At 44.8% G+C, this 17,929-nt stretch carries 23 protein-coding genes; 19 read left to right on the forward strand and 4 right to left on the reverse strand.

The annotated features are described in order from the left end of the window. The first annotated feature begins 9 nt into the window (after positions 1–9). The 4 genes from greA (at position 10) to QZ169_RS07550 (ending at position 3,191) form a co-directional block, all read left to right on the forward strand. The gene (gene greA / locus QZ169_RS07535) at positions 10–492 is read left to right on the forward strand and encodes a transcription elongation factor GreA (RefSeq protein ID WP_002918441.1); all 483 of its coding nucleotides are present in this window, start codon (positions 10–12) and stop codon (positions 490–492) included. 153 nt (positions 493–645) lie between these two features. Beyond that, a complete protein-coding gene (locus QZ169_RS07540; protein WP_227963868.1) occupies positions 646–1,266 on the forward strand; it encodes a GTP pyrophosphokinase family protein in 621 nt (206 codons plus the stop codon). 4 nt (positions 1,267–1,270) lie between these two features. Further along, a complete protein-coding gene (locus QZ169_RS07545) occupies positions 1,271–1,972 on the forward strand; it encodes a response regulator transcription factor (protein WP_295505998.1) in 702 nt (233 codons plus the stop codon). Beyond that, on the forward strand, positions 1,956–3,191 hold the full coding sequence (locus QZ169_RS07550) for a cell wall metabolism sensor histidine kinase WalK (protein WP_295505945.1): 1,236 nt from the start codon (positions 1,956–1,958) through the stop codon (positions 3,189–3,191). Before QZ169_RS07545 ends, QZ169_RS07550 begins: the two co-directional genes overlap by 17 nt. A 115-nt stretch (positions 3,192–3,306) precedes the next feature. Here QZ169_RS07550 and yidC read toward each other — a convergent pair whose 3' ends face one another. Further along, the gene (gene yidC, locus QZ169_RS07555; protein WP_002897015.1) at positions 3,307–4,230 is read right to left on the reverse strand and encodes a membrane protein insertase YidC; all 924 of its coding nucleotides are present in this window, start codon (positions 4,228–4,230) and stop codon (positions 3,307–3,309) included. Between the two features lie 81 nt (positions 4,231–4,311). Then, complete coding sequence (locus QZ169_RS07560; protein WP_009659106.1) at positions 4,312–4,590, reverse strand: acylphosphatase; 279 nt, start codon at positions 4,588–4,590, stop codon at positions 4,312–4,314. An 84-nt stretch (positions 4,591–4,674) separates the two neighbouring features. On the opposite strand from QZ169_RS07560, the gene QZ169_RS07565 reads away from it, so the two are divergent. The 14 genes from QZ169_RS07565 to yidD all read left to right on the forward strand — a co-directional run bounded on the left by QZ169_RS07565 (position 4,675) and on the right by yidD (position 14,140). Beyond that, positions 4,675–5,415, forward strand: a complete 741-nt coding sequence (locus QZ169_RS07565; protein WP_295505949.1) for an RNA methyltransferase — start codon at positions 4,675–4,677, stop codon at positions 5,413–5,415. 44 nt (positions 5,416–5,459) lie between these two features. Next, positions 5,460–5,951, forward strand: a complete 492-nt coding sequence (locus tag QZ169_RS07570; protein ID WP_049553184.1) for an HD domain-containing protein — start codon at positions 5,460–5,462, stop codon at positions 5,949–5,951. A gap of 25 nt (positions 5,952–5,976) precedes the next feature. Further along, positions 5,977–6,660, forward strand: coding sequence for a Bax inhibitor-1/YccA family protein (locus QZ169_RS07575; protein WP_002899730.1), 684 nt, complete (start codon positions 5,977–5,979; stop codon positions 6,658–6,660). Positions 6,661–6,763: 103 nt separating this feature from the next. Beyond that, positions 6,764–8,014, forward strand: coding sequence for a diaminopimelate decarboxylase (locus tag QZ169_RS07580; RefSeq protein WP_295505952.1), 1,251 nt, complete (start codon positions 6,764–6,766; stop codon positions 8,012–8,014). 56 nt (positions 8,015–8,070) lie between these two features. After that, positions 8,071–8,319 (forward strand): YneF family protein, encoded by a 249-nt coding sequence (locus tag QZ169_RS07585; protein ID WP_072074436.1) that lies wholly within the window; start codon positions 8,071–8,073, stop codon positions 8,317–8,319. 98 nt (positions 8,320–8,417) lie between these two features. Then, positions 8,418–9,212, forward strand: coding sequence for a glutamate racemase (gene racE, locus QZ169_RS07590; protein WP_295505956.1), 795 nt, complete (start codon positions 8,418–8,420; stop codon positions 9,210–9,212). Continuing rightward, complete coding sequence (locus QZ169_RS07595) at positions 9,209–10,213, forward strand: nucleoside-triphosphate diphosphatase (RefSeq protein WP_295505958.1); 1,005 nt, start codon at positions 9,209–9,211, stop codon at positions 10,211–10,213. Before racE ends, QZ169_RS07595 begins: the two co-directional genes overlap by 4 nt. Then, a complete protein-coding gene (locus QZ169_RS07600) occupies positions 10,192–10,713 on the forward strand; it encodes a metallophosphoesterase (protein ID WP_295505960.1) in 522 nt (173 codons plus the stop codon). Before QZ169_RS07595 ends, QZ169_RS07600 begins: the two co-directional genes overlap by 22 nt. Continuing rightward, the gene (gene cbpB, locus QZ169_RS07605; RefSeq protein WP_295505963.1) at positions 10,710–11,171 is read left to right on the forward strand and encodes a cyclic-di-AMP-binding protein CbpB; all 462 of its coding nucleotides are present in this window, start codon (positions 10,710–10,712) and stop codon (positions 11,169–11,171) included. The genes QZ169_RS07600 and cbpB overlap by 4 nt, the downstream gene beginning before the upstream one ends. Further along, positions 11,168–11,899 (forward strand): site-specific tyrosine recombinase XerD, encoded by a 732-nt coding sequence (gene xerD, locus QZ169_RS07610; protein WP_295505965.1) that lies wholly within the window; start codon positions 11,168–11,170, stop codon positions 11,897–11,899. Before cbpB ends, xerD begins: the two co-directional genes overlap by 4 nt. A 2-nt stretch (positions 11,900–11,901) precedes the next feature. Further along, the gene (locus QZ169_RS07615; RefSeq protein ID WP_049543899.1) at positions 11,902–12,612 is read left to right on the forward strand and encodes a segregation/condensation protein A; all 711 of its coding nucleotides are present in this window, start codon (positions 11,902–11,904) and stop codon (positions 12,610–12,612) included. Continuing rightward, on the forward strand, positions 12,605–13,174 hold the full coding sequence (gene scpB, locus QZ169_RS07620; RefSeq protein ID WP_011837355.1) for an SMC-Scp complex subunit ScpB: 570 nt from the start codon (positions 12,605–12,607) through the stop codon (positions 13,172–13,174). Before QZ169_RS07615 ends, scpB begins: the two co-directional genes overlap by 8 nt. Next, positions 13,161–13,889 (forward strand): pseudouridine synthase, encoded by a 729-nt coding sequence (locus QZ169_RS07625; protein WP_002909097.1) that lies wholly within the window; start codon positions 13,161–13,163, stop codon positions 13,887–13,889. The genes scpB and QZ169_RS07625 overlap by 14 nt, the downstream gene beginning before the upstream one ends. Next, positions 13,886–14,140, forward strand: a complete 255-nt coding sequence (gene yidD, locus QZ169_RS07630; RefSeq protein WP_185759984.1) for a membrane protein insertion efficiency factor YidD — start codon at positions 13,886–13,888, stop codon at positions 14,138–14,140. The genes QZ169_RS07625 and yidD overlap by 4 nt, the downstream gene beginning before the upstream one ends. 50 nt (positions 14,141–14,190) lie before the next feature. Here yidD and QZ169_RS07635 read toward each other — a convergent pair whose 3' ends face one another. Both QZ169_RS07635 and trkA read right to left on the reverse strand, forming a co-directional pair. Continuing rightward, positions 14,191–15,630 (reverse strand): TrkH family potassium uptake protein, encoded by a 1,440-nt coding sequence (locus QZ169_RS07635; RefSeq protein WP_295505974.1) that lies wholly within the window; start codon positions 15,628–15,630, stop codon positions 14,191–14,193. Positions 15,631–15,635: 5 nt separating this feature from the next. Next, positions 15,636–16,985: a Trk system potassium transporter TrkA gene (gene trkA, locus QZ169_RS07640; RefSeq protein ID WP_125351251.1), complete on the reverse strand. Its 1,350-nt coding sequence runs from the start codon at positions 16,983–16,985 to the stop codon at positions 15,636–15,638. A 341-nt stretch (positions 16,986–17,326) separates the two neighbouring features. Between trkA and QZ169_RS07645 the strand changes: the two genes are divergently transcribed. Next, positions 17,327–17,830, forward strand: a complete 504-nt coding sequence (locus QZ169_RS07645) for a tRNA (cytidine(34)-2'-O)-methyltransferase (protein ID WP_009659168.1) — start codon at positions 17,327–17,329, stop codon at positions 17,828–17,830. Positions 17,831–17,929: the final 99 nt, after the last annotated feature.

Here is a 17,929-nt window from a genome sequence, read left to right on the forward strand (position 1 = left end):
AGAGAAAAAATGGCTGAAAAAACTTATCCTATGACCCTAGAGGAAAAGGAAAAACTAGAAAAAGAATTAGAAGAATTGAAATTGGTGCGTCGTCCAGAAGTGGTAGAGCGTATTAAGATTGCCCGCTCCTACGGCGATTTGTCAGAAAACAGTGAATACGAAGCTGCTAAGGACGAGCAGGCTTTTGTGGAAGGTCAGATTTCTAGTCTGGAAACCAAGATCCGCTACGCTGAGATTGTAAACAGTGACGCTGTAGCCAAGGATGAAGTAGCTATCGGAAAAACAGTTACCATCCAAGAAGTAGGTGAAAGCGAAGAGGAAGTCTACATTATCGTTGGTTCTGCTGGTGCAGATGCTTTCGCAGGCAAGGTATCTAATGAAAGCCCGATTGGACAAGCTTTGATTGGCAAGAAAACAGGTGATACTGCAACAGTCGAAACACCGGTTGGCAGCTACGACGTTAAAATTATCAAGGTTGAAAAAACCGTTTAATAAATACCAAAAGGAACTGGCTAGAAGACTGGTTCTTTTTTCGTTTCTTTTAAGACAGAGAGTATAGGATGGATAAGAAGAGCAGGGGAAAAATAGAGAAAAGACAGATGGTTATGCTATAATGAGAATAAGCTAGAAAAGTAGGAGAACTGTATGCAAGAGCAAGATATTTATGGGAAATATGGGGCCTACCTGCCCAAGATTTTAGAGGATCTTAGTCAGCGTATTCAAGAGGCTAATGATCGAGTCAAGCGGGAAACAGGGCAGAAGCTTTTTGAGCATTTTAATGCACGGGTCAAGCAGGCAGCCAGTATGGAAGAGAAATGTCGACGCAAGAATCTGCCTAGGGCGCCAGAGTCTGCCCTGAAAGAAATTCGTGATGCGATTGGGATTCGGATTGTTTGCGGTTTTATTGAGGACATCTATCAGACTATTGAGGTGCTTCGTCAGCTGGAGGGCTGTGAGATTGTTCTGGAAAAGGACTATATCCGAGCTGCCAAGCCTAATGGGTATCGCTCCTACCACTTGATATTAGAGGTGGAGACTCCTTATGAGGACTGTCATGGTCAAAATCCCGGCCGCTATTTTGTGGAAATCCAGCTTCGAACCATTGCTATGGATTCTTGGGCCAGCTTAGAGCATCAGATGAAGTACAAGCATGAGATTAAAGACAGCAAGCGGATTGTCCGTGAGCTGAAACGCTGTGCAGATGAGCTGGCGTCCTGCGATGTGACCATGCAGACCATCCGCAATTTGATTCGAGAAAGTGAGTGAGATGATGAAGATTTTATTAGCTGAAGATGAGCAGCAGCTGTCCCGTGTCCTGGAAACGGCGATGACCCATGAGGGCTATCAGGTTGATACAGCCTTTGATGGGCAAGAAGCTGTGGACTTGGCCAAGGAAAATGCTTATGACTTGATGATTCTGGATATCATGATGCCGGTTAAGACAGGCATTGAAGCCTTGAAAGAAATTCGCCAAACCGGCAATACGACCCACGTCATCATGCTGACAGCTATGTCAGAGGTGGATGACAAGGTCACAGGGCTGGATGCCGGTGCAGATGATTATCTGACTAAGCCCTTCTCTCTGAAAGAGCTTCTGGCTCGCCTGCGCTCTATGTCCAGACGGGTAGCGACCTTCACCCCCAATTTGCTGCAGATTGGCCAAACGAGTCTCAATGTCGGAGAACATGAGCTTATTAGCTCCAACTCCATCCGCCTAGCCGGTAAGGAATCTAGAATGATGGAATTTCTCATGCTCAATGCCCAGAAGAGTCTTTCTACTCAGGAAATCTTCCACCATGTTTGGTCCAAAGACGAGGATGAGGATTTGGACGAAGGCTTCGTCTGGATTTATATTTCCTATTTGCGTCAGAAGCTGAAGGCTATTCATGCTGATCTTGCTATCTTGGGTGAGGAAGGCGGCAGTTTCACTCTGGTGCTGCTGGAAGGAGATAGCCATGTTTCGGAAGCTTAAAATTCGGTTCATTCTGCTGGCTTCGGCAGCTATTGTCTGTATTTTGCTGACCATGATTGCTATCTTAAACTCCGTTCGCTTTCTGCAGACCAACGGAGAAATCCAAGCCGTTCTCAATATTCTATCTGCCAATAATGGAGATTTTCCCAGTGTAGAAGAAACGGCAGAGAGCTTGCAAAACGACCGTATCACCATTGATACCATCTACCAATACCGCTATTTCAGTGTGGTCTATAAGGAAGACAAAACACTTTACTCCACCAACTTAGACCATCTTTCCAATCTATCTAAGGAGCAGGCGCTCAGCTATGCAAATAAGGTGATTAAGAACAGCCGCAGCAGTGGGGTTTTTAAGGTAGGCAGTCAATTTTATTCCTACCAGATAACGCAGGATTCCAAGAGTAAGCGCTATTTACTGGTGGTCTTAGATTCGACCAATTACCTCGAAAGCCGCAATGACTTTTTCTGGCTGTCTATCCAGTTGTGCTTCTATAGCTTTATTTTCTTTGTCTTGGTCGTGTCTGGATTTTCCAACTTTGCCATCCGTCCCTATATCAAAAACTATGAAAACCAAAAGCGTTTTATCACTAATGCGGGCCATGAACTGAAGACGCCATTGGCCATCATCTCAGCCAATACGGAGCTGCAAGAGCTGATGACTGGCGAAAATGAATGGACAGAAAGCACCAAGGACCAGGTCAAGCGCCTCAGTAATCTAATCAATCAAATGGTCGTTCTGGCCCGTTTGGAAGAGCAGCCAGATGTTACTTTGGTAGATGTGAATTTCTCAGAAGTTGTCAAAAAAGTGGCTGGGAACTTCAAGTCTGTCATCGAGAAGGCAGGCAAGAAGTACGAGATCAAGCTGCAGGAAGATATCCATGTCAAGGCAACTGAAGATGAACTCTATGAATTGGTCAGTATCCTGATTGACAATGCCTGCAAGTATTGTGACGAAGATGGGCAAATTTTTGTCACCTTGACCAAGGCTAAGCGCGGGAAACGAGCCCGTCTGACGGTAGCTAATAGCTATGCTGATGGTAAAAATGTTGATTACAGTCGTTTCTTTGACCGTTTCTATCGCGAAGACGAATCGCACAATCAGAAGCAGCCTGGCTACGGGATTGGCCTATCCATGGCAGAAAGTCTGGTGCGGATTTTCAAGGGCAGGATTTGGGTTTCGTATAAGAAGGGCTTGATTGGCTTTACTGTTTTATTGTGATAGAGTCACCTCGTTCATCAGTTATTGCTTTGTTTGCTGAGCTTTTTGTATCGACGATGCGGAGTTTTACCTGAGATTAAAAAATTCTTCTAGTATTAGCTAGAAGAATTTTTCTTTATCTTGACCGTTGCTTACCAGCATTGCGGTTCTTTTTCTTTTTGTTCTTTTGCTCAATAGCCGGCTGAGCTTTTGGAGTGACATCTTTAGCCCGGCTAGCTTTTTTCAAACCTTTAGGAGGATTTTTTTCAAATTCCTCTGCTACCTGTTTTCTCAAGCGAGGTCGAATGATGTAGTTGATGATAAATTGCTGGATGATTTGGATAAATCCACCGACTACCCAGTAGAGAGTAACTGCAGCAGGGGAGAAGAAAGAGAAACCGACAATCATGATAGGACTCATATAAGAAGCCTGTTTCATGCTGTTTCTTTGAGTTTCATCTTCAATACCATGCAGAGAGAGCACCGACTGGATATAGTAGAGGATACCGACAATGGCAGTCAAAGCCAAGTCGCTTTTGGCCAGGTCTTTAATCCAGAGGAAGGAACTGCCTGCAACCCCTTGAGTATACTGGGCTGCAAAGAAGAGGGCTGAGAAGAAAGGCATTTGGATGAGCAGAGGCAGACAGCCTATACCGCCAAACATGCTGAGTCCATTCTCTTTTTGAGCAGCCATCAGTTCTTGCTGAGCCTGCATTTTCTCTTCCTGAGTTTCAGCATTTTTGATTCGCTCTTGGATTGGGGCAAAAATCGGCTTAAAGTAGTTCATCTTTTCAGACTGAAGCGTTGCCTTCCAAGACTGATAGATTCCCAGCGGCAGAATGATAATCCGCACGATGAGCGTAACGATAATAATCGCCAGACCATAACCCAGACCTGAATTCTTGGCAAAGAATTGGATACCATCCGCCATAGGCTGACCAATCACGTCCCAGATCAGACCAGAAGGATTGCCGGCCTTGTCGCGGCCCACACAGCCAGACAGGAAAAGAAGCGCAGCCAGTCCCATACCGGAGAATAAAAAGCGTTTGAAATGTTTCACGAGTTCATATCCTTTGTTTCTAAAAAATAATACCTATCTATTCTACTGTTTTTTTGCAAAATATACAATAGTTCTGCAGACCTAATTTGAAATTTTAAAGTCAGGATAGGAGTCGAAATTAGCCATGGTCACATCCAAATAGCTGACCTTAGAAAAAGGTGTCGGTCCCTTGCGGATTTCTTGGATAAATTTGGCCATCAGAGCTGGCTCATCAGCCTGAGCCAGAATGCCAACAGTCCCGTCGTCGTTGTTCCAGACCCGGCCGGTAATACCACCGATTTCCAGCGCTAGAGAATAGACTCCCCAGCGGAATCCAACCCCTTGTACCCGTCCTTGAGCTATCATTTTTACTTTCTGCATGGCGTCCTCCTTTAGTGAGCGGACCGAGGGGATTTAAGCCCTCAGTATGAGTGCAAGTCTGCTAAATTGTGGTATAATGTTCTTATGAATATTATAACCTCAAAAGTCAATAATGTGGTAAAAAAAGCTAAAAAACTTCATCACAAAAAATACCGCAAGGATTCTTATTTAATCGAGGGCTGGCATTTATTTGAGGAAGCTGTCAGCAGCGGGGCAGAGCTGATTCGGATTTTTGCTTTAGCGGAATATGCAGAGCGATTAGCTGATTTTTCTCAGGTAATCTTTATCAGTCCAGAGATTTTAGCAGATTTAGCTGATAGTAAGACGCCACAGGGCATTGTCGCAGAAGTGGCTTTTAAAAGGGAAGAAATACCATCGGGGTTAAGTGGACGCTATCTTTTCTTGGAGGATGTTCAGGATCCAGGTAATGTCGGCACCATCATTCGGACCGCGGATGCAGCTGGCTTTGATGGGGTTTTCATCTCTCGTTTGTCAGCAGATATCTATAACTTAAAAACGTTGCGCTCTATGCAGGGGAGCCATTTTCATCTGCCAGTTTATCGGATGGATACAGCTGATTTTATTAGGCTGGCTCAGTCTTCCAGTCTGTCAATTCTGGCGTCGACCTTGTCGTCAACATCTATCGATTACAGAGAGGTGGATAGTAAAGAGAGCTTTGCTCTAGTCATGGGCAATGAAGGGCAGGGAATTAGTCCAGAAATGACGGCAGCAGCTGATGTTCTGGTCCATATTTCCATGAAGGGACAGGCAGAAAGTCTCAATGTTGCTGTCGCTGCGGGTATTTTAATCTTTCATTTAAGCTAAAAATCAGAAAAAGAGATATAATAGTTGGCAAGGGAGGTGATTCTATGCCTTACAAAAAGGACGAGGAATTTATGGCCTATGTTGGACACTTGATTGAAAAGCCCAGTGTTCAGCGCCTGAAAGAAATTCCCCATCATATTCATTCCAATAGACTTGAACATTCTATCAATGTAAGTTATACTAGTTACAGAATTGCCAAAAAATTTGGCTGGAATGCCCGCAGCACGGCACGCGGTGCCCTGCTTCATGACTTATTCTACTATGATTGGCGTGTGACCAAGTTTAAGAAGAGTCATGCTTGGGTTCATCCGAGGCTGGCAGTTCGCAATGCTCGTAAGATTACCAAGCTCAATAAGGTCGAAGAGGACATTATCGTCAAGCATATGTGGGGCCTGACTTTGGCACCGCCTCGCTACAAAGAGTCATTCGTTGTGACGATGGTGGACAAGTATTGGGCCGTCAAAGAAGCAACGGCACCTTGGAGACGCAAGGGCGGTAATCGCAAGCTCTTTCATCGAAAGATGCTGAAACCGTAAATGTTTTATTATAAAAGGAGTAACTATGAATCATTCTATTATTCAAGATCAATCAGATATTAATTCTTTCTATGCCAAGATTTATTCTATCGTTGGTGTCGGTATCGGAATCTCAGCAATCGTATCCCTCTTGATGCTGAACTTCTTTCAGGACATTATTATCTCTGTTCTGACAGGCTCCACTTGGATTTTCTATGCGGCTATTGCAGTTGAGTTTATCCTTGTGTTGGTAGCATCTGGAACTGCTCGGAGCAATAGCCCAGCGGCGTTGCCTATGTTTTTAGCTTATTCAGCCATCAATGGTTTTACCTTAAGTATTATCATGGCCCTGTATCTTCAGTCAACTGTTCTCTTAGCCTTTCTGACAACGACCGTGATGTTCTTTGCTATGGGCTTCATCGGCAAGGTGACCAAGAAGGATCTTTCTGGAATGGGCAGAGCTTGTATGGCCGGTTTGATTGGTATTATCGCTGCTAGCGTCCTTAATATCTTCTTGAGAAGCAGTGGCTTGGACTTTATCATCAGTATCGTTGGTGTCCTTATTTTCTCAGGACTCATCGCTTGGGACAATCAGAAGATTCGCTACGTCTATGAGCAGACCAATGGCAATCCAGGAAATGGCTGGGCAATTTCGCTGGCTCTGCACCTATATCTGGACTTCATTAATCTCTTCCTCAGCTTGCTGCGTATTTTTGGAAGAAACAAATAACTCAGCTAAATAAGACTCAAGCATTGGGCGCTTGCCCAGTGCTTTTTGTTTCTCCTATGGATTTATGGTATAATAAATCCAGCAAATAGAAAGTGAGAACAGTATGAAAACTCCTTTTGTCAGTCGTGAAAAGTTAGCTGAGATTACGGATCAGTTTCCAACCCCTTTCCATCTTTATGACGAGAAGGGAATTCGGGAAAGAGCGCGTGCCCTGCATGAGGCCTTTTCTTGGAATCCAGGTTTTAAAGAATATTTTGCCGTTAAGGCCACTCCCAATCCTGCTATTTTAAAAATCCTCAAAGAAGAAGGCTGCGGGGTGGACTGTGCTAGCTATGTCGAACTGCTCATGAGCCAAAAGCTGGGCTTTGCTGGACAGGATATCATGTTTTCGTCCAATAACACACCAGCTGAGGACTTTCAGTTTGCGCGTGACCTTGGAGCGACTATCAATCTGGATGCCTATGAAGATGTAGCTTTTCTAAAGGAAGCCGCTGGTATTCCCAAGGTCATTTCCTGCCGTTACAACCCTGGCGGTGTCTTTGAGCTGGGAACCAGCATTATGGATAATCCAGAAGAAGCTAAGTTTGGTATGACCAAGGACCAGCTGATTCAGGCTTTCAAAGAGCTCAAGGAGTTGGGAGCTGAGAAGTTTGGCATTCATGCTCTCTTGGCCTCAAATACTGTCAGCAATGACTACTATCCTGAACTGGCCCGTCAGCTTTTTGAGCTGGCTGTAGAAGTAGTGGCTGAGACAGGAGTTGAGCTGGACTTTATCAATCTATCTGGCGGTGTCGGCATTAATTATCAACCTGATGGCGAGGAAAATGACATTGCGGTCATTGGCCAAGGAGTTCGTCAGGCCTATGAAGCTATTCTAACTCCAGCTGGCCTAGGACAGGTCAAGATTTATACGGAGTTAGGTCGCTTTATGTTAGCGCCTTTTGGCTTGCTGGTCACCAAGGTTACCCATAAGAAACAAACCTACCGAACCTATCTGGGGGTGGACGCCTCTGCGGTCAATCTGTTGCGTCCTGCCATGTACGGTTCTTACCACCACATTACTAATATGGATCGACCTGAGAGTGAGACAGAAATTGTGGATGTTGTCGGCAGCCTCTGCGAGAATAACGACAAATTCGCCATTAATCGCCCGCTGCCCGTCAGTCAAATCGGTGATACACTGGTGATTCACGATACGGGTGCCCATGGTTTCTCTATGGGTTATCAGTACAATGCCAAGCTCCGCTCCAGCGAAATTCTCTTGGAGCAAGAGGGCAATGTTCGCATGATTCGTCGGGCTGAAAAACCAGAAGATTATTTTGCGACACTGTATGGCTTTGATTTTGAAAAATAGAGAAAATTTGATATAATGAAGAGCAATGTAAAAATGGAAATAGAGGAGTTCTTGATATGAATTTAGTTTTAGCAATTTTCTTGATTATGGCAGCATTTGCTGGAGGCGTGATCTTGGGTATGTATCTGCTTCGTCGGCAGGTGGAGAAGGAATTTGCAGAAAATCCGCGTTTGAATGTAGAAGCAGTTCGGACCTTGCTTAGCGCTAGCGGTCAACGGCCAAATGAAGCGAAAGTGCAGCAAGTCTACCGTCAAATTATCAGCCAGCAGAAAGCGGCGCTTGCTAAGAACAAAAAGAAAAAATAATTTTCTAGAGGCTGGCTTTTAATACCAGTAGAGAAAATCTATAAAAAAATGGGGATTTGGAATCGGCTTCCAGTCCCTTGTTTTAGAAAGAAGACCTTATGGATAATCGACCAATCGGTTTTTTAGACTCAGGAGTGGGCGGTTTGACTGTAGTCCGTGAGCTCATGCGGCAGCTCCCCCACGAAGAGGTCATTTATATTGGAGATTCGGCGCGGGCTCCTTACGGTCCAAGGCCTGCTGAGCAGATTCGCGCTTATACCTGGCAATTGGTCAACTTCCTCCTGACCAAGGATGTTAAGATGATTGTCATTGCCTGCAATACAGCGACTGCTGTTGTCTGGGAAGAAGTGAAGGAAAAGCTGGATATTCCAGTACTGGGTGTTATTCTGCCGGGGGCTAGTGCAGCTATTAAGTCAACTGCCAGTGGCCGCATCGGTGTTATTGGAACGCCAATGACTGTTTCCTCTGATATCTATAGGCAGAAGATTGAAGCGCTTTCGCCGGAGATGCAGGTGGAAAGTTTGGCCTGTCCTAAGTTTGTACCTTTGGTAGAGTCCAATGAACTGCATTCCAGTATTACCAAAAAAGTTGTCTATGAAACCCTGCAGCCTTTAGCTGGTCGGGTAGATACCCTTGTCTTGGGCTGTACCCACTATCCCTTGATCCGGCCTATCATTCAAAATAGGATGGGACCAAATGTGAAGCTGATTGACAGCGGGGCAGAGTGCGTACGGGATATTTCTGTCCTACTCAATTACTTTGAAATCAACCGCAGTCGGGAAAAACAGGAGCTCAATCACCAATTTTACACAACCGCCAATGCCAATAGCTTTTCGGAAATTGCAGAAAGCTGGCTGGGTCTGAAAGTGAATGTGGAGCATGTAAGCTTATGACAAATAAAATTTATGAATACATCGACGAGAACAATTGGTATATCGGAGAATGGACCCGCTTTCGCAAGGCTGGCTATCATTTCAACGACATCCCTTACAGGCTCTTGGAGCATATAAATGCAGAGTTGAGTGAGCTGATTGAGCGGGATTTGGATGAAGACTACAACGCCTTTACCACAGTTGTGGTCAAATACGGCTCGCCTATGTCCTATATCCAGTTTGTCCTCAATATGATTAACGACCGCCAGGAGCGGGATTTTAAGGCGACCAGTCATAAGGGGGCTATTCTGATTACAGAAAAGGACTTGCTGCGCAAGGTTTTCTTCCTGTCTAAAGATGGAGTTAAGATGACTGACTTTTTTGGTCAGGGGCAGGAGTCAGAGATGGCTGTCGGAGATACTATTTTGATTGCGACTCGCAACGAAGGTAAGACAGCAGAGTTTCGCAAACTCTTTGAGAAGCTGGGCTATAAGGTTGAAAATCTCAATGATTATCCTGATTTGCCAGAAGTGGAAGAGACGGGAACTACCTTTGAGGAAAATGCGCGGCTCAAGGCAGAGACAATCAGTAAGCTGACAGGTAAAATGGTGTTAGCTGACGACTCAGGTCTGCAGGTCGATGTTTTAGGTGGCTTGCCTGGCGTCTGGTCGGCTCGCTTCGCTGGAGTAGGTGCGACAGACGATGAAAACAACATCAAGCTCCTGCATGAGTTGGCTATGGTTTTTGAAATCAAGGACCGCTCGGCCCATTTTCATACGACCTTAGTGGTGGCCAGTCCTGACAGGGAGTCTCTGGTAGTTGAAGCGGATTGGCCGGGCTACATTGCCCATGAGCCAAAAGGGGAAAATGGCTTTGGCTATGATCCTTTGTTCTTAGTGGGAGAAACAGGAAAAACGTCTGCCGAGCTGACGATGGAAGAAAAAAATGCGCAATCCCATCGGGCTCAGGCAGTTAAGAAATTAGTGGAGGTATTTCCAGCATGGCAAAGCAAACTATTATAGTTATGAGTGATTCTCATAGCGACCGTGCTATTGTAGAAGAAATTAGGAATCATTATATTGGAAAGGTAGATGCGATTTTCCATAACGGAGACTCTGAGCTTCCTTCTGATGATGAGGTATGGCAAGGGATTCAGGTTGTTGCAGGGAATATGGACTTTTACGACGGCTATCCAGAACGATTGGTGACGGATTTGGCTGGGACCATAATTGCTCAGACTCATGGCCATCTCTTCCATATCAACTTTTCTTTTCAAAAGCTGGATTTGTGGGCACAAGAGGTTAATGCAGACATCTGTCTCTATGGGCACCTGCATATCCCAGATGCTCGAATGGAAGGCAAAACGCTCTTTCTGAATCCGGGATCCATTAGCCAGCCACGTGGCCTGATCAACGAACGCCTCTACGCTAAGGTAGAGATTGATGATGACCGCTTTAAAGTAGATTACTATACGCGAAATCATGAACTTTATCCAAGCTTGTCCAAGGAGTTTAGCCGATGATTGCTAAGGAATTTGAAGACTATCTGCTACAACATGAAGAAACTTTTTTGACGCCTGGGGAAAATTTGGCGGTTATGATTGACACCCATAATGTGGATCATGCAATCCTACTATTGAGCCAGATGACATACTCACGTGTACCGGTCGTGACAGCAGATAAAAAGTTTGTTGGCACGATTTCCTTGACAGACATCATGTCCTATCGCATGCGACATGATTTGCCAGAAGAGGAATTCATGATGACAGACATCGTCCACATGACCAAAATGGACGACTTGACAGTTGGGCCAGATTATACTATATCAGATGTACTTCATAAGCTGGTCGACGAGTCATTCCTGCCGGTTGTAGGCGAGGATCAGCATTTTTACGGAATTATTACTAGAAAGTCCATTTTGAAAGCTGTCAATTCTTTGTTGCACGGCTTTAGCAAAAAGTATGAAATTCGCAAAAAATGAAAGAATACATTAGACCGTTTTTAAATCAAAAAAATATCTCAGAAAATTCTAAAATTGCCTATTCTTATGATTTGGAGCAGTTTATCGAGGAAGTACATGGCCGGATTACCGAGACCAATCTGCGGATTTATCAGGCCTCTATCAAGGATTTTAAGGCGGCTGTTCAGAAGCGGAAGCTCTCAGCAGTCAATCAATTTCTCTATTTCCTTTATCAGCAGCAGCTTATTGAGGAGTTCCACCGTTTGGTCCTGCCCAAGGTTTCTATATCAAAGGAGCAGGAAAATGAACTGCTGGATCTGTCTGCTTTTTGGCAGGAATCAAGCGTTCCCAGGGGGCGGCTGATGGCTCTTCTTATCTTGGAAATGGGCTTGCTGCCTAGCGAGATTCTGCAGGTCAGAGTGGCAGATGTCAATCTTGACTTTCAGGTTTTGAAGATTGAAAAGGCCGGTCAGAAGCGGGTCATCAAGATTCCTGAGAGTCTGACGGTTGAGTTAGAAGACTATCTGACAGGGACATATTTATTTGAGAAAAACGGTAAATCCTATTCTCGTCAATGGGGCTTCCGTCAGCTAGAGGCCTTCTTGATTGAACAGGGACAAGCCAGTCTATCTGCCCAAAGCCTGCGTGAGCAGTTTATTTTGCGTCAGCGGGAGAAGGGGATTGGCCTCTATGATATTGCCCAAGATTTGGGCTTGAAAACCATGATTACACTAGAAAAATACAGATAAAAATGGATATCAAACTAAAAGATTTTGAAGGCCCGCTGGACCTGCTGCTCCACCTCGTATCTAAGTACCAGGTGGATATTTATGATGTGCCTATTACGGAGGTTATCGAGCAGTATCTGGCTTATGTGGCTACTTTGCAGGCCATGAAGCTGGAAGTGACGGGCGAGTACATGGTCATGGCAAGCCAGCTCATGCTGATTAAGAGCCGCAAGCTTCTGCCTAAGGTAGCGGATAATGCTGAGCTGGAAGATGATTTGGAGCAAGACCTCTTGAGCCAGATTGAGGAATACCGCAGGTTCAAGCTCTTGGGTGAGAAAATGTCGCTCCAGCATGATGACCGGGCTCTTTATTACTCTAAGCCCAAGCTGGAGCTGGTTTATGAAGACGCTGAGCTCCTGCATGACAAGTCAACGATAGATCTTTTCTTGGCTTTTTCCAAGGTTATCGCCAAGAAGCAAGAGGAGTTTTCTAAAAGTCATACAACCATTGTGCGAGACGAGTATAAGATTGAGGACATGATGGAAGTGGTGCGCCAGCGCTGTGCTGGTAAGAGCCATTTGGCTTTGCAGGAAATTTTCGCAGAGACCAAGGACATGAATGAAGTTATTACACTCTTTCTAGCGACCTTGGAATTGGTCAAGGTGCAGGAAGTGCAAGTCATTCAGGAAGAAAATTTTGGAAATATTTATTTAGTAGGAAGAGGAAATGAGTAAGTTAGCAGAGATTGAAGCCCTGCTTTTTGTGGCGGGAGAAGATGGACTCAAGGTTCATCAATTGGCAGAAATCCTATCTTTGCCACCGACCGGGGTTATTCAGAGTTTGGAGAAGTTGGCTGAGCAATATGAAGTCAATCCAGACTCTAGCCTGACCCTGCTGGAAACTTCAAAGACATACAAGCTGGTCACAAAGCCAGAGTTTGCTGAGATTCTGCGGGCCTATTCACGGGCGCCAATCAATCAAAGTCTGTCGCGGGCGGCCCTCGAGACCTTGTCTATCATTGCCTATAAGCAGCCGATTACAAGGGTTGAAATAGATGACATCCGCGGGGTTAATTCCAGCGGTGCTTTGGCTAAGCTCTTGGCTTTTGAACTGGTTCGAGAGGATGGCAAAAAGGAAGTCATTGGCCGGCCGAATCTCTATGTGACAACGGATTATTTCTTAGACTATATGGGAATCAATCACTTAGATGAGCTGCCGATTGTCGAAGAAACAGAGCTAGTTGCTGAAGAAAGCCAGCTCTTTATTGAAAGGACAGATATCGATGAGAATCAATAAATACATTGCTCATGCTGGGATAGCCAGCCGTCGTAAGGCAGAAGAGCTAATCAGGCAGGGGAAGGTCAGTATAAACGGCCAAGTAGTACGTGAGCTGGCGACGAACGTCAAGTCTGGCGACCGTGTGGAAGTAGAAGGCCAACCTATCTATAACGAAGAGAAGGTTTATTACCTCCTCAATAAGCCGCGCGGGGTCATTTCCTCTGTCAGTGATGACAAGGGTCGTAAGACAGTCGTGGAGCTCTTGCCTCAGGTTAAGGAGCGGATTTATCCGGTCGGTCGTTTGGACTGGGATACTTCTGGTATCCTCATTCTGACCAATGACGGAGATTTTACTGACGAGATGATTCATCCCCGAAATGAGATTGACAAGGTCTATGTGGCTCGTGTCAAAGGATTGGCCAATAAAGAAGTTCTTCGTCCTCTGACTCGCGGTATTGAGATCGAGGGGCGCAAAACCAAGCCAGCGGTTTATGAGATTATCAAGGTTGACCCGGCGAAAAATCGTTCGGTCGTTCAGCTGACCATCCACGAAGGCCGTAACCATCAGGTCAAGAAGATGTTCCAGGCGGTCGGATTGCAAGTGGATAAGCTGTCACGGACCCGCTTTGGTCATCTGGATCTAACTGGCCTTAAGCCTGGTGAGTATCGTAAGCTCAGTAAAAAAGAAGTCAGCCAGCTGCATACACTGGCTGTAACCAAGACCAAGAAATGATAAAGAAACTGCTTATTGCTCCTGTCCGCTTTTATCAACGCTTCATATCGCCTGCTTTCCCTCCATCTTGTCGCTTTCGGCCTACCTGCTCTAACTATATGATAGAGGCTATCCAGAAGCATGGTGTTAAGGGAGTTTTGATGGGCTTGGCGCGTATTCTCCGCTGTCATCCCTGGTCTCAGCTAGGAGAGGATCCTGTACCAGACCATTTCAGTTTGAGAAGAAATAATTCAAGAAAAAAGTCACACTAGATAAGTATCTAGTGTGACTTTTATATATACCTATATTCTCCGAACATTTCCTATCTTCTAGACCAAGTTTTAGGCAGGAAGAGCAGGAGAATCGGGTAGATTTCCAAGCGACCGCCAATCATAGCAAAGGCTAGCAGAAGTTTAGAAAAAGGACTAAAGATAGAAAAATTATCTGTTGTCCCAATCATGGGGCCGATATTGTTGAAGCAAGAGACAACCCCGCTGACAACCGTCATAAAGTTATTATTATCCAAGCTGACAATGAAAATGAGAGCTAGAATAATCAAGATATAAACGGCTAAGTATTTCAGTACCTTATGCTGAGTATCCTTGTCAATGACCGCACCATTGATATGCAAGGTCAGGACACGATTAGGTGACAGGGTAGATAGAATCTGATTTTTAGCAATGCGGGAAATGATAATTCCCCGAATGACCTTGAATCCCCCAGCTGTTGAACCAGCTGAGCCCCCGATACACATGAGCAGGAGCAGGATAACCTGAGAAAAGAGCGGCCATTTGACTGTATCGCCATAGCCAAATCCAGTTGTTGTGATGACATTGGCTACCTGGAAGAAGGAAATCTCCACGCTCTTGGCAAAGCCTTGATAGAGGTGGAAGACATTAAAGGCAATCAAGGCAGTGGAAAGAAAGACAATCCAGAGATAGCCCTTGAGCTCCTCATCTTCAAAGCAAGCTTTAAACTTACGAATCAGCAAGTAATAGTAGAGATTGAAGTTGACCCCGAAAGCTAAAACTCCAAAGCTGACCAGATAAGTAATCAGTGAGCTATTATAGTGAGCAATACCGTCATTGTAAACGGTGAATCCTCCTGTGCCAGCAGTGCCCATGGCAATGACCAGACTGTCAAAGAGGGGCATACCCGCTAGGAAATAAAGGAGGGCAAATATAGCAAAGAGAGCCAAATAAATGATATAAAGAATCTGAGCAGTATGCTTAAGCTTGGAAACGACCTTGCCAAAGACTGGTCCCGGAACTTCTGCTTTCATAACCTCCAAGTGACCATTTTTAGCATTGTCCATAATAGCTAAGGCAAAGACCAGCACTCCCATCCCTCCGATTAAGTGAGTAAAACTGCGCCAGAAGAGCAGCGAATGAGAGAGAACGCCGACATCGTTGAGGATAGTCGCTCCCGTGGTGGTGAATCCAGAGCTGATCTCAAAGAAAGCATCAATAACGTCTGGAATCTGCTTGGAAAAAACAAAGGGCAGGGCTCCGAAGAAGGACCAAAGAATCCAGCACAGAGCTACAATCAGGACACCTTCCTTGGCGTAGATATGCAGGTCCTTGGGCTTGAAATAAGAGCCTATGCCACCTAAAACGAGCAGGATGGCCATGGTTGCCCCGATAGAGAGAAAGACCTTTAAAGGTTCACCGTAGATTAGAGCGACTATAATGGGTACAATCAGCAGAGCCGCCTCAATCAGCAGTAATTTTGCCAGCAGGTAGCGAATCATAGATCTATTCATGGGGCCTACCTCGCTAACAGATCGTAAATCTGCGTGATATTTTGCAGCAGAGTGGTAACGATAATCTTATCTCCAACTTGCAGATTGTCATCGCCTGTAGGGAAGATAGCTTTACCTTGGCGGATAATGGCCGCAATCAGGACATCTTTCTTCAGATGAAGCTGAGACAGAGGGATACCAGTCATCTTGTTTTCTTCCTTGATTTGGAATTGCAAGGTTTCGATTTGGCCGTTGGCTACATGGTGCAGAGCTTCTAGGTTAGAGAACTGAGCATTGTAGCGACCGCGGATAAAGTGCATAACCGTATCAACAGCAATACCTTTAGGTGTCACGATGCTGGCAAAGTCTTGGTTATCAATGATTTCCAACAAACTAGTCCGGTTAACCTTGGTGATGTTTTTCTGTACACCCAGATTATTAAGGAACATGGAAGTAATGATATTTTCTTCATCTACACCAGTCAGGGTAGCGATGGCATCAAAGTTATTGGCGCGTTCCTCCAGTAGGATATCCTTGGCAGTACCATCTCCATGAACGACATATAGATCAGGAAATTCCTGACTGAAAAAGTTTGCCCGTTCATGGTTAGATTCAATGACTTTGAGCTCGATTTTACTATTCTTGAGAATATTGAGCAAGTAGTAGGCAATCTTTCCTGCCCCGATAATCATCAGGCTCTTAACCACTCTAGGTCGTACCATATTGTGGAATTGGACGATGTCCAGGCGGTTACCTGTGACATAAATCTTGTCGCCGGCATCCAAAGTGAAGTCACCGTCAGGGATCTCCAAGTGCCCTTTTCTCTCAATGGCACAGACGATGATATTTCCAAATTTCTTGCGGAACTGGGAAATACTCATCTGGCAGAGATTGCTGTCTTCCTTGAGTTTGAACTCCATCAGTGCCACTCGGCCATTGGCAAAGTGCTCTACTGACAGGGCGTTAGGGAAGTCAATGATATTAGCGATGTAGCGAGCAGTTAGGAGCTCAGGATTGACCACCAGCGAGAAGCCTAGGATGTTCTTCTCCTTAAAGTAAGGGTTGGAATATTCAGGATTACGCACCCGAACGACGGTTTCCTTAGCCCCCATCCGTTTGGCCAGAACAGCTGAAACCATGTTGACCTCATCATGCTCGGTCATAGAGATGAAGATGTCACAGTGCCCAACATCCGCCTGTTCTAGGATTTTGAAGTTGGCTCCATTGCCAGAAATACCGATAATATCATAGCGCTTGGTAATCTGGTTTAGAACAGCTTCATCCTGCTCAATTAGGATAACATCATGTTTTTCAGCAACTAAGGAGCGACAGAGAGCCGTTCCGACCTTCCCGCCGCCGACAACAATAATTTTCATAAGTTTAGATTCCTCCAAAGTATGTATCTATCATACTCTTTTTTCATTTAAATTTCATCTATAAAATACAGAATAGCTTGCTTATTTATAGAATTCCGAATATTTTTTTACCAAAATGGTATCTTCCTGTGATATTTTTAAAAAAAGTACAACTTTTTGAGCATTTTTTATTGACTTGTAGGCTGAAAGTGTTATACTAAATGAGTACCTTCATTGGTTTACCTCAAACCTGTTGTGATGTAAGTTAATGAAGCCTTAACCACGCTGTTTGCTGAGCTTGACTCCGGGCAGTGTGGCTATTTTTTTATTTAAAGAAAAATACTAGGAAAAATATTCTTATTATGAAAAATCATATCGTTCTTTTTGAGCCTCAGATTCCGCAGAATACCGGCAATATTGCCCGTACTTGCGCCGCGACTAATTCGCCGCTTCACATCATCAAGCCCATGGGTTTTCCCATTGATGATCGCAAGATGAAGCGGGCTGGGCTGGACTATTGGGATAAGTTGGACATCACCTATTATGAGAGTTTAGACGATTTTATGGAGCAGATGGATGGCCGACTTTATCTGATTTCTAAGTTTGCAGAGAAGGTCTATTCTGAGGAAAACTTTGCAGCAGAAGGTTCGCACTATTTTATGTTTGGTCGAGAGGACAAGGGATTGCCAGAGGAATTTATGCGTCGTCATCCAGAAAAGGCCCTGCGTATTCCCATGAATGACCAGCATGTCCGTAGTCTCAATGTTTCAAATACAGTCTGCATGATTGTCTATGAAGCCCTGCGTCAGCAGAATTTTGCTGGCTTAGATTTGGTACATGAGTATGAAGCGGATAAGCTGAAGTAGCGGAATGAATGTATCTAAGCAGTAAATTTTCCTGATTGATAGAATACTATTGTTGAAACACTCTTAATTACATCAATCAAATTGCTTGCTCTGGCAGGC

This window comes from uncultured Streptococcus sp. (assembly GCF_905372115.1).
Classification (GTDB): domain Bacteria; phylum Bacillota; class Bacilli; order Lactobacillales; family Streptococcaceae; genus Streptococcus.

What these genes read in the sequence shown, in the direction of transcription:
- greA (WP_002918441.1), top strand. Translation starts at nt 10, where the DNA reads ATGGCTGAAAAAACTTATCCTATGACCCTAGAGGAAAAGGAAAAACTA.
- QZ169_RS07540 (WP_227963868.1), top strand. Translation starts at nt 646, where the DNA reads ATGCAAGAGCAAGATATTTATGGGAAATATGGGGCCTACCTGCCCAAG.
- QZ169_RS07545 (WP_295505998.1), top strand. Translation starts at nt 1,271, where the DNA reads ATGAAGATTTTATTAGCTGAAGATGAGCAGCAGCTGTCCCGTGTCCTG.
- QZ169_RS07550 (WP_295505945.1), top strand. Translation starts at nt 1,956, where the DNA reads ATGTTTCGGAAGCTTAAAATTCGGTTCATTCTGCTGGCTTCGGCAGCT.
- QZ169_RS07560 (WP_009659106.1), bottom strand. Translation starts at nt 4,590, where the DNA reads ATGCAGAAAGTAAAAATGATAGCTCAAGGACGGGTACAAGGGGTTGGA.
- QZ169_RS07565 (WP_295505949.1), top strand. Translation starts at nt 4,675, where the DNA reads ATGAATATTATAACCTCAAAAGTCAATAATGTGGTAAAAAAAGCTAAA.
- QZ169_RS07570 (WP_049553184.1), top strand. Translation starts at nt 5,460, where the DNA reads ATGCCTTACAAAAAGGACGAGGAATTTATGGCCTATGTTGGACACTTG.
- QZ169_RS07575 (WP_002899730.1), top strand. Translation starts at nt 5,977, where the DNA reads ATGAATCATTCTATTATTCAAGATCAATCAGATATTAATTCTTTCTAT.
- QZ169_RS07580 (WP_295505952.1), top strand. Translation starts at nt 6,764, where the DNA reads ATGAAAACTCCTTTTGTCAGTCGTGAAAAGTTAGCTGAGATTACGGAT.
- QZ169_RS07585 (WP_072074436.1), top strand. Translation starts at nt 8,071, where the DNA reads ATGAATTTAGTTTTAGCAATTTTCTTGATTATGGCAGCATTTGCTGGA.
- racE (WP_295505956.1), top strand. Translation starts at nt 8,418, where the DNA reads ATGGATAATCGACCAATCGGTTTTTTAGACTCAGGAGTGGGCGGTTTG.
- QZ169_RS07595 (WP_295505958.1), top strand. Translation starts at nt 9,209, where the DNA reads ATGACAAATAAAATTTATGAATACATCGACGAGAACAATTGGTATATC.
- QZ169_RS07600 (WP_295505960.1), top strand. Translation starts at nt 10,192, where the DNA reads ATGGCAAAGCAAACTATTATAGTTATGAGTGATTCTCATAGCGACCGT.
- cbpB (WP_295505963.1), top strand. Translation starts at nt 10,710, where the DNA reads ATGATTGCTAAGGAATTTGAAGACTATCTGCTACAACATGAAGAAACT.
- xerD (WP_295505965.1), top strand. Translation starts at nt 11,168, where the DNA reads ATGAAAGAATACATTAGACCGTTTTTAAATCAAAAAAATATCTCAGAA.
- QZ169_RS07615 (WP_049543899.1), top strand. Translation starts at nt 11,902, where the DNA reads ATGGATATCAAACTAAAAGATTTTGAAGGCCCGCTGGACCTGCTGCTC.
- scpB (WP_011837355.1), top strand. Translation starts at nt 12,605, where the DNA reads ATGAGTAAGTTAGCAGAGATTGAAGCCCTGCTTTTTGTGGCGGGAGAA.
- QZ169_RS07625 (WP_002909097.1), top strand. Translation starts at nt 13,161, where the DNA reads ATGAGAATCAATAAATACATTGCTCATGCTGGGATAGCCAGCCGTCGT.
- yidD (WP_185759984.1), top strand. Translation starts at nt 13,886, where the DNA reads ATGATAAAGAAACTGCTTATTGCTCCTGTCCGCTTTTATCAACGCTTC.
- QZ169_RS07635 (WP_295505974.1), bottom strand. Translation starts at nt 15,630, where the DNA reads ATGAATAGATCTATGATTCGCTACCTGCTGGCAAAATTACTGCTGATT.
- trkA (WP_125351251.1), bottom strand. Translation starts at nt 16,985, where the DNA reads ATGAAAATTATTGTTGTCGGCGGCGGGAAGGTCGGAACGGCTCTCTGT.
- QZ169_RS07645 (WP_009659168.1), top strand. Translation starts at nt 17,327, where the DNA reads ATGAAAAATCATATCGTTCTTTTTGAGCCTCAGATTCCGCAGAATACC.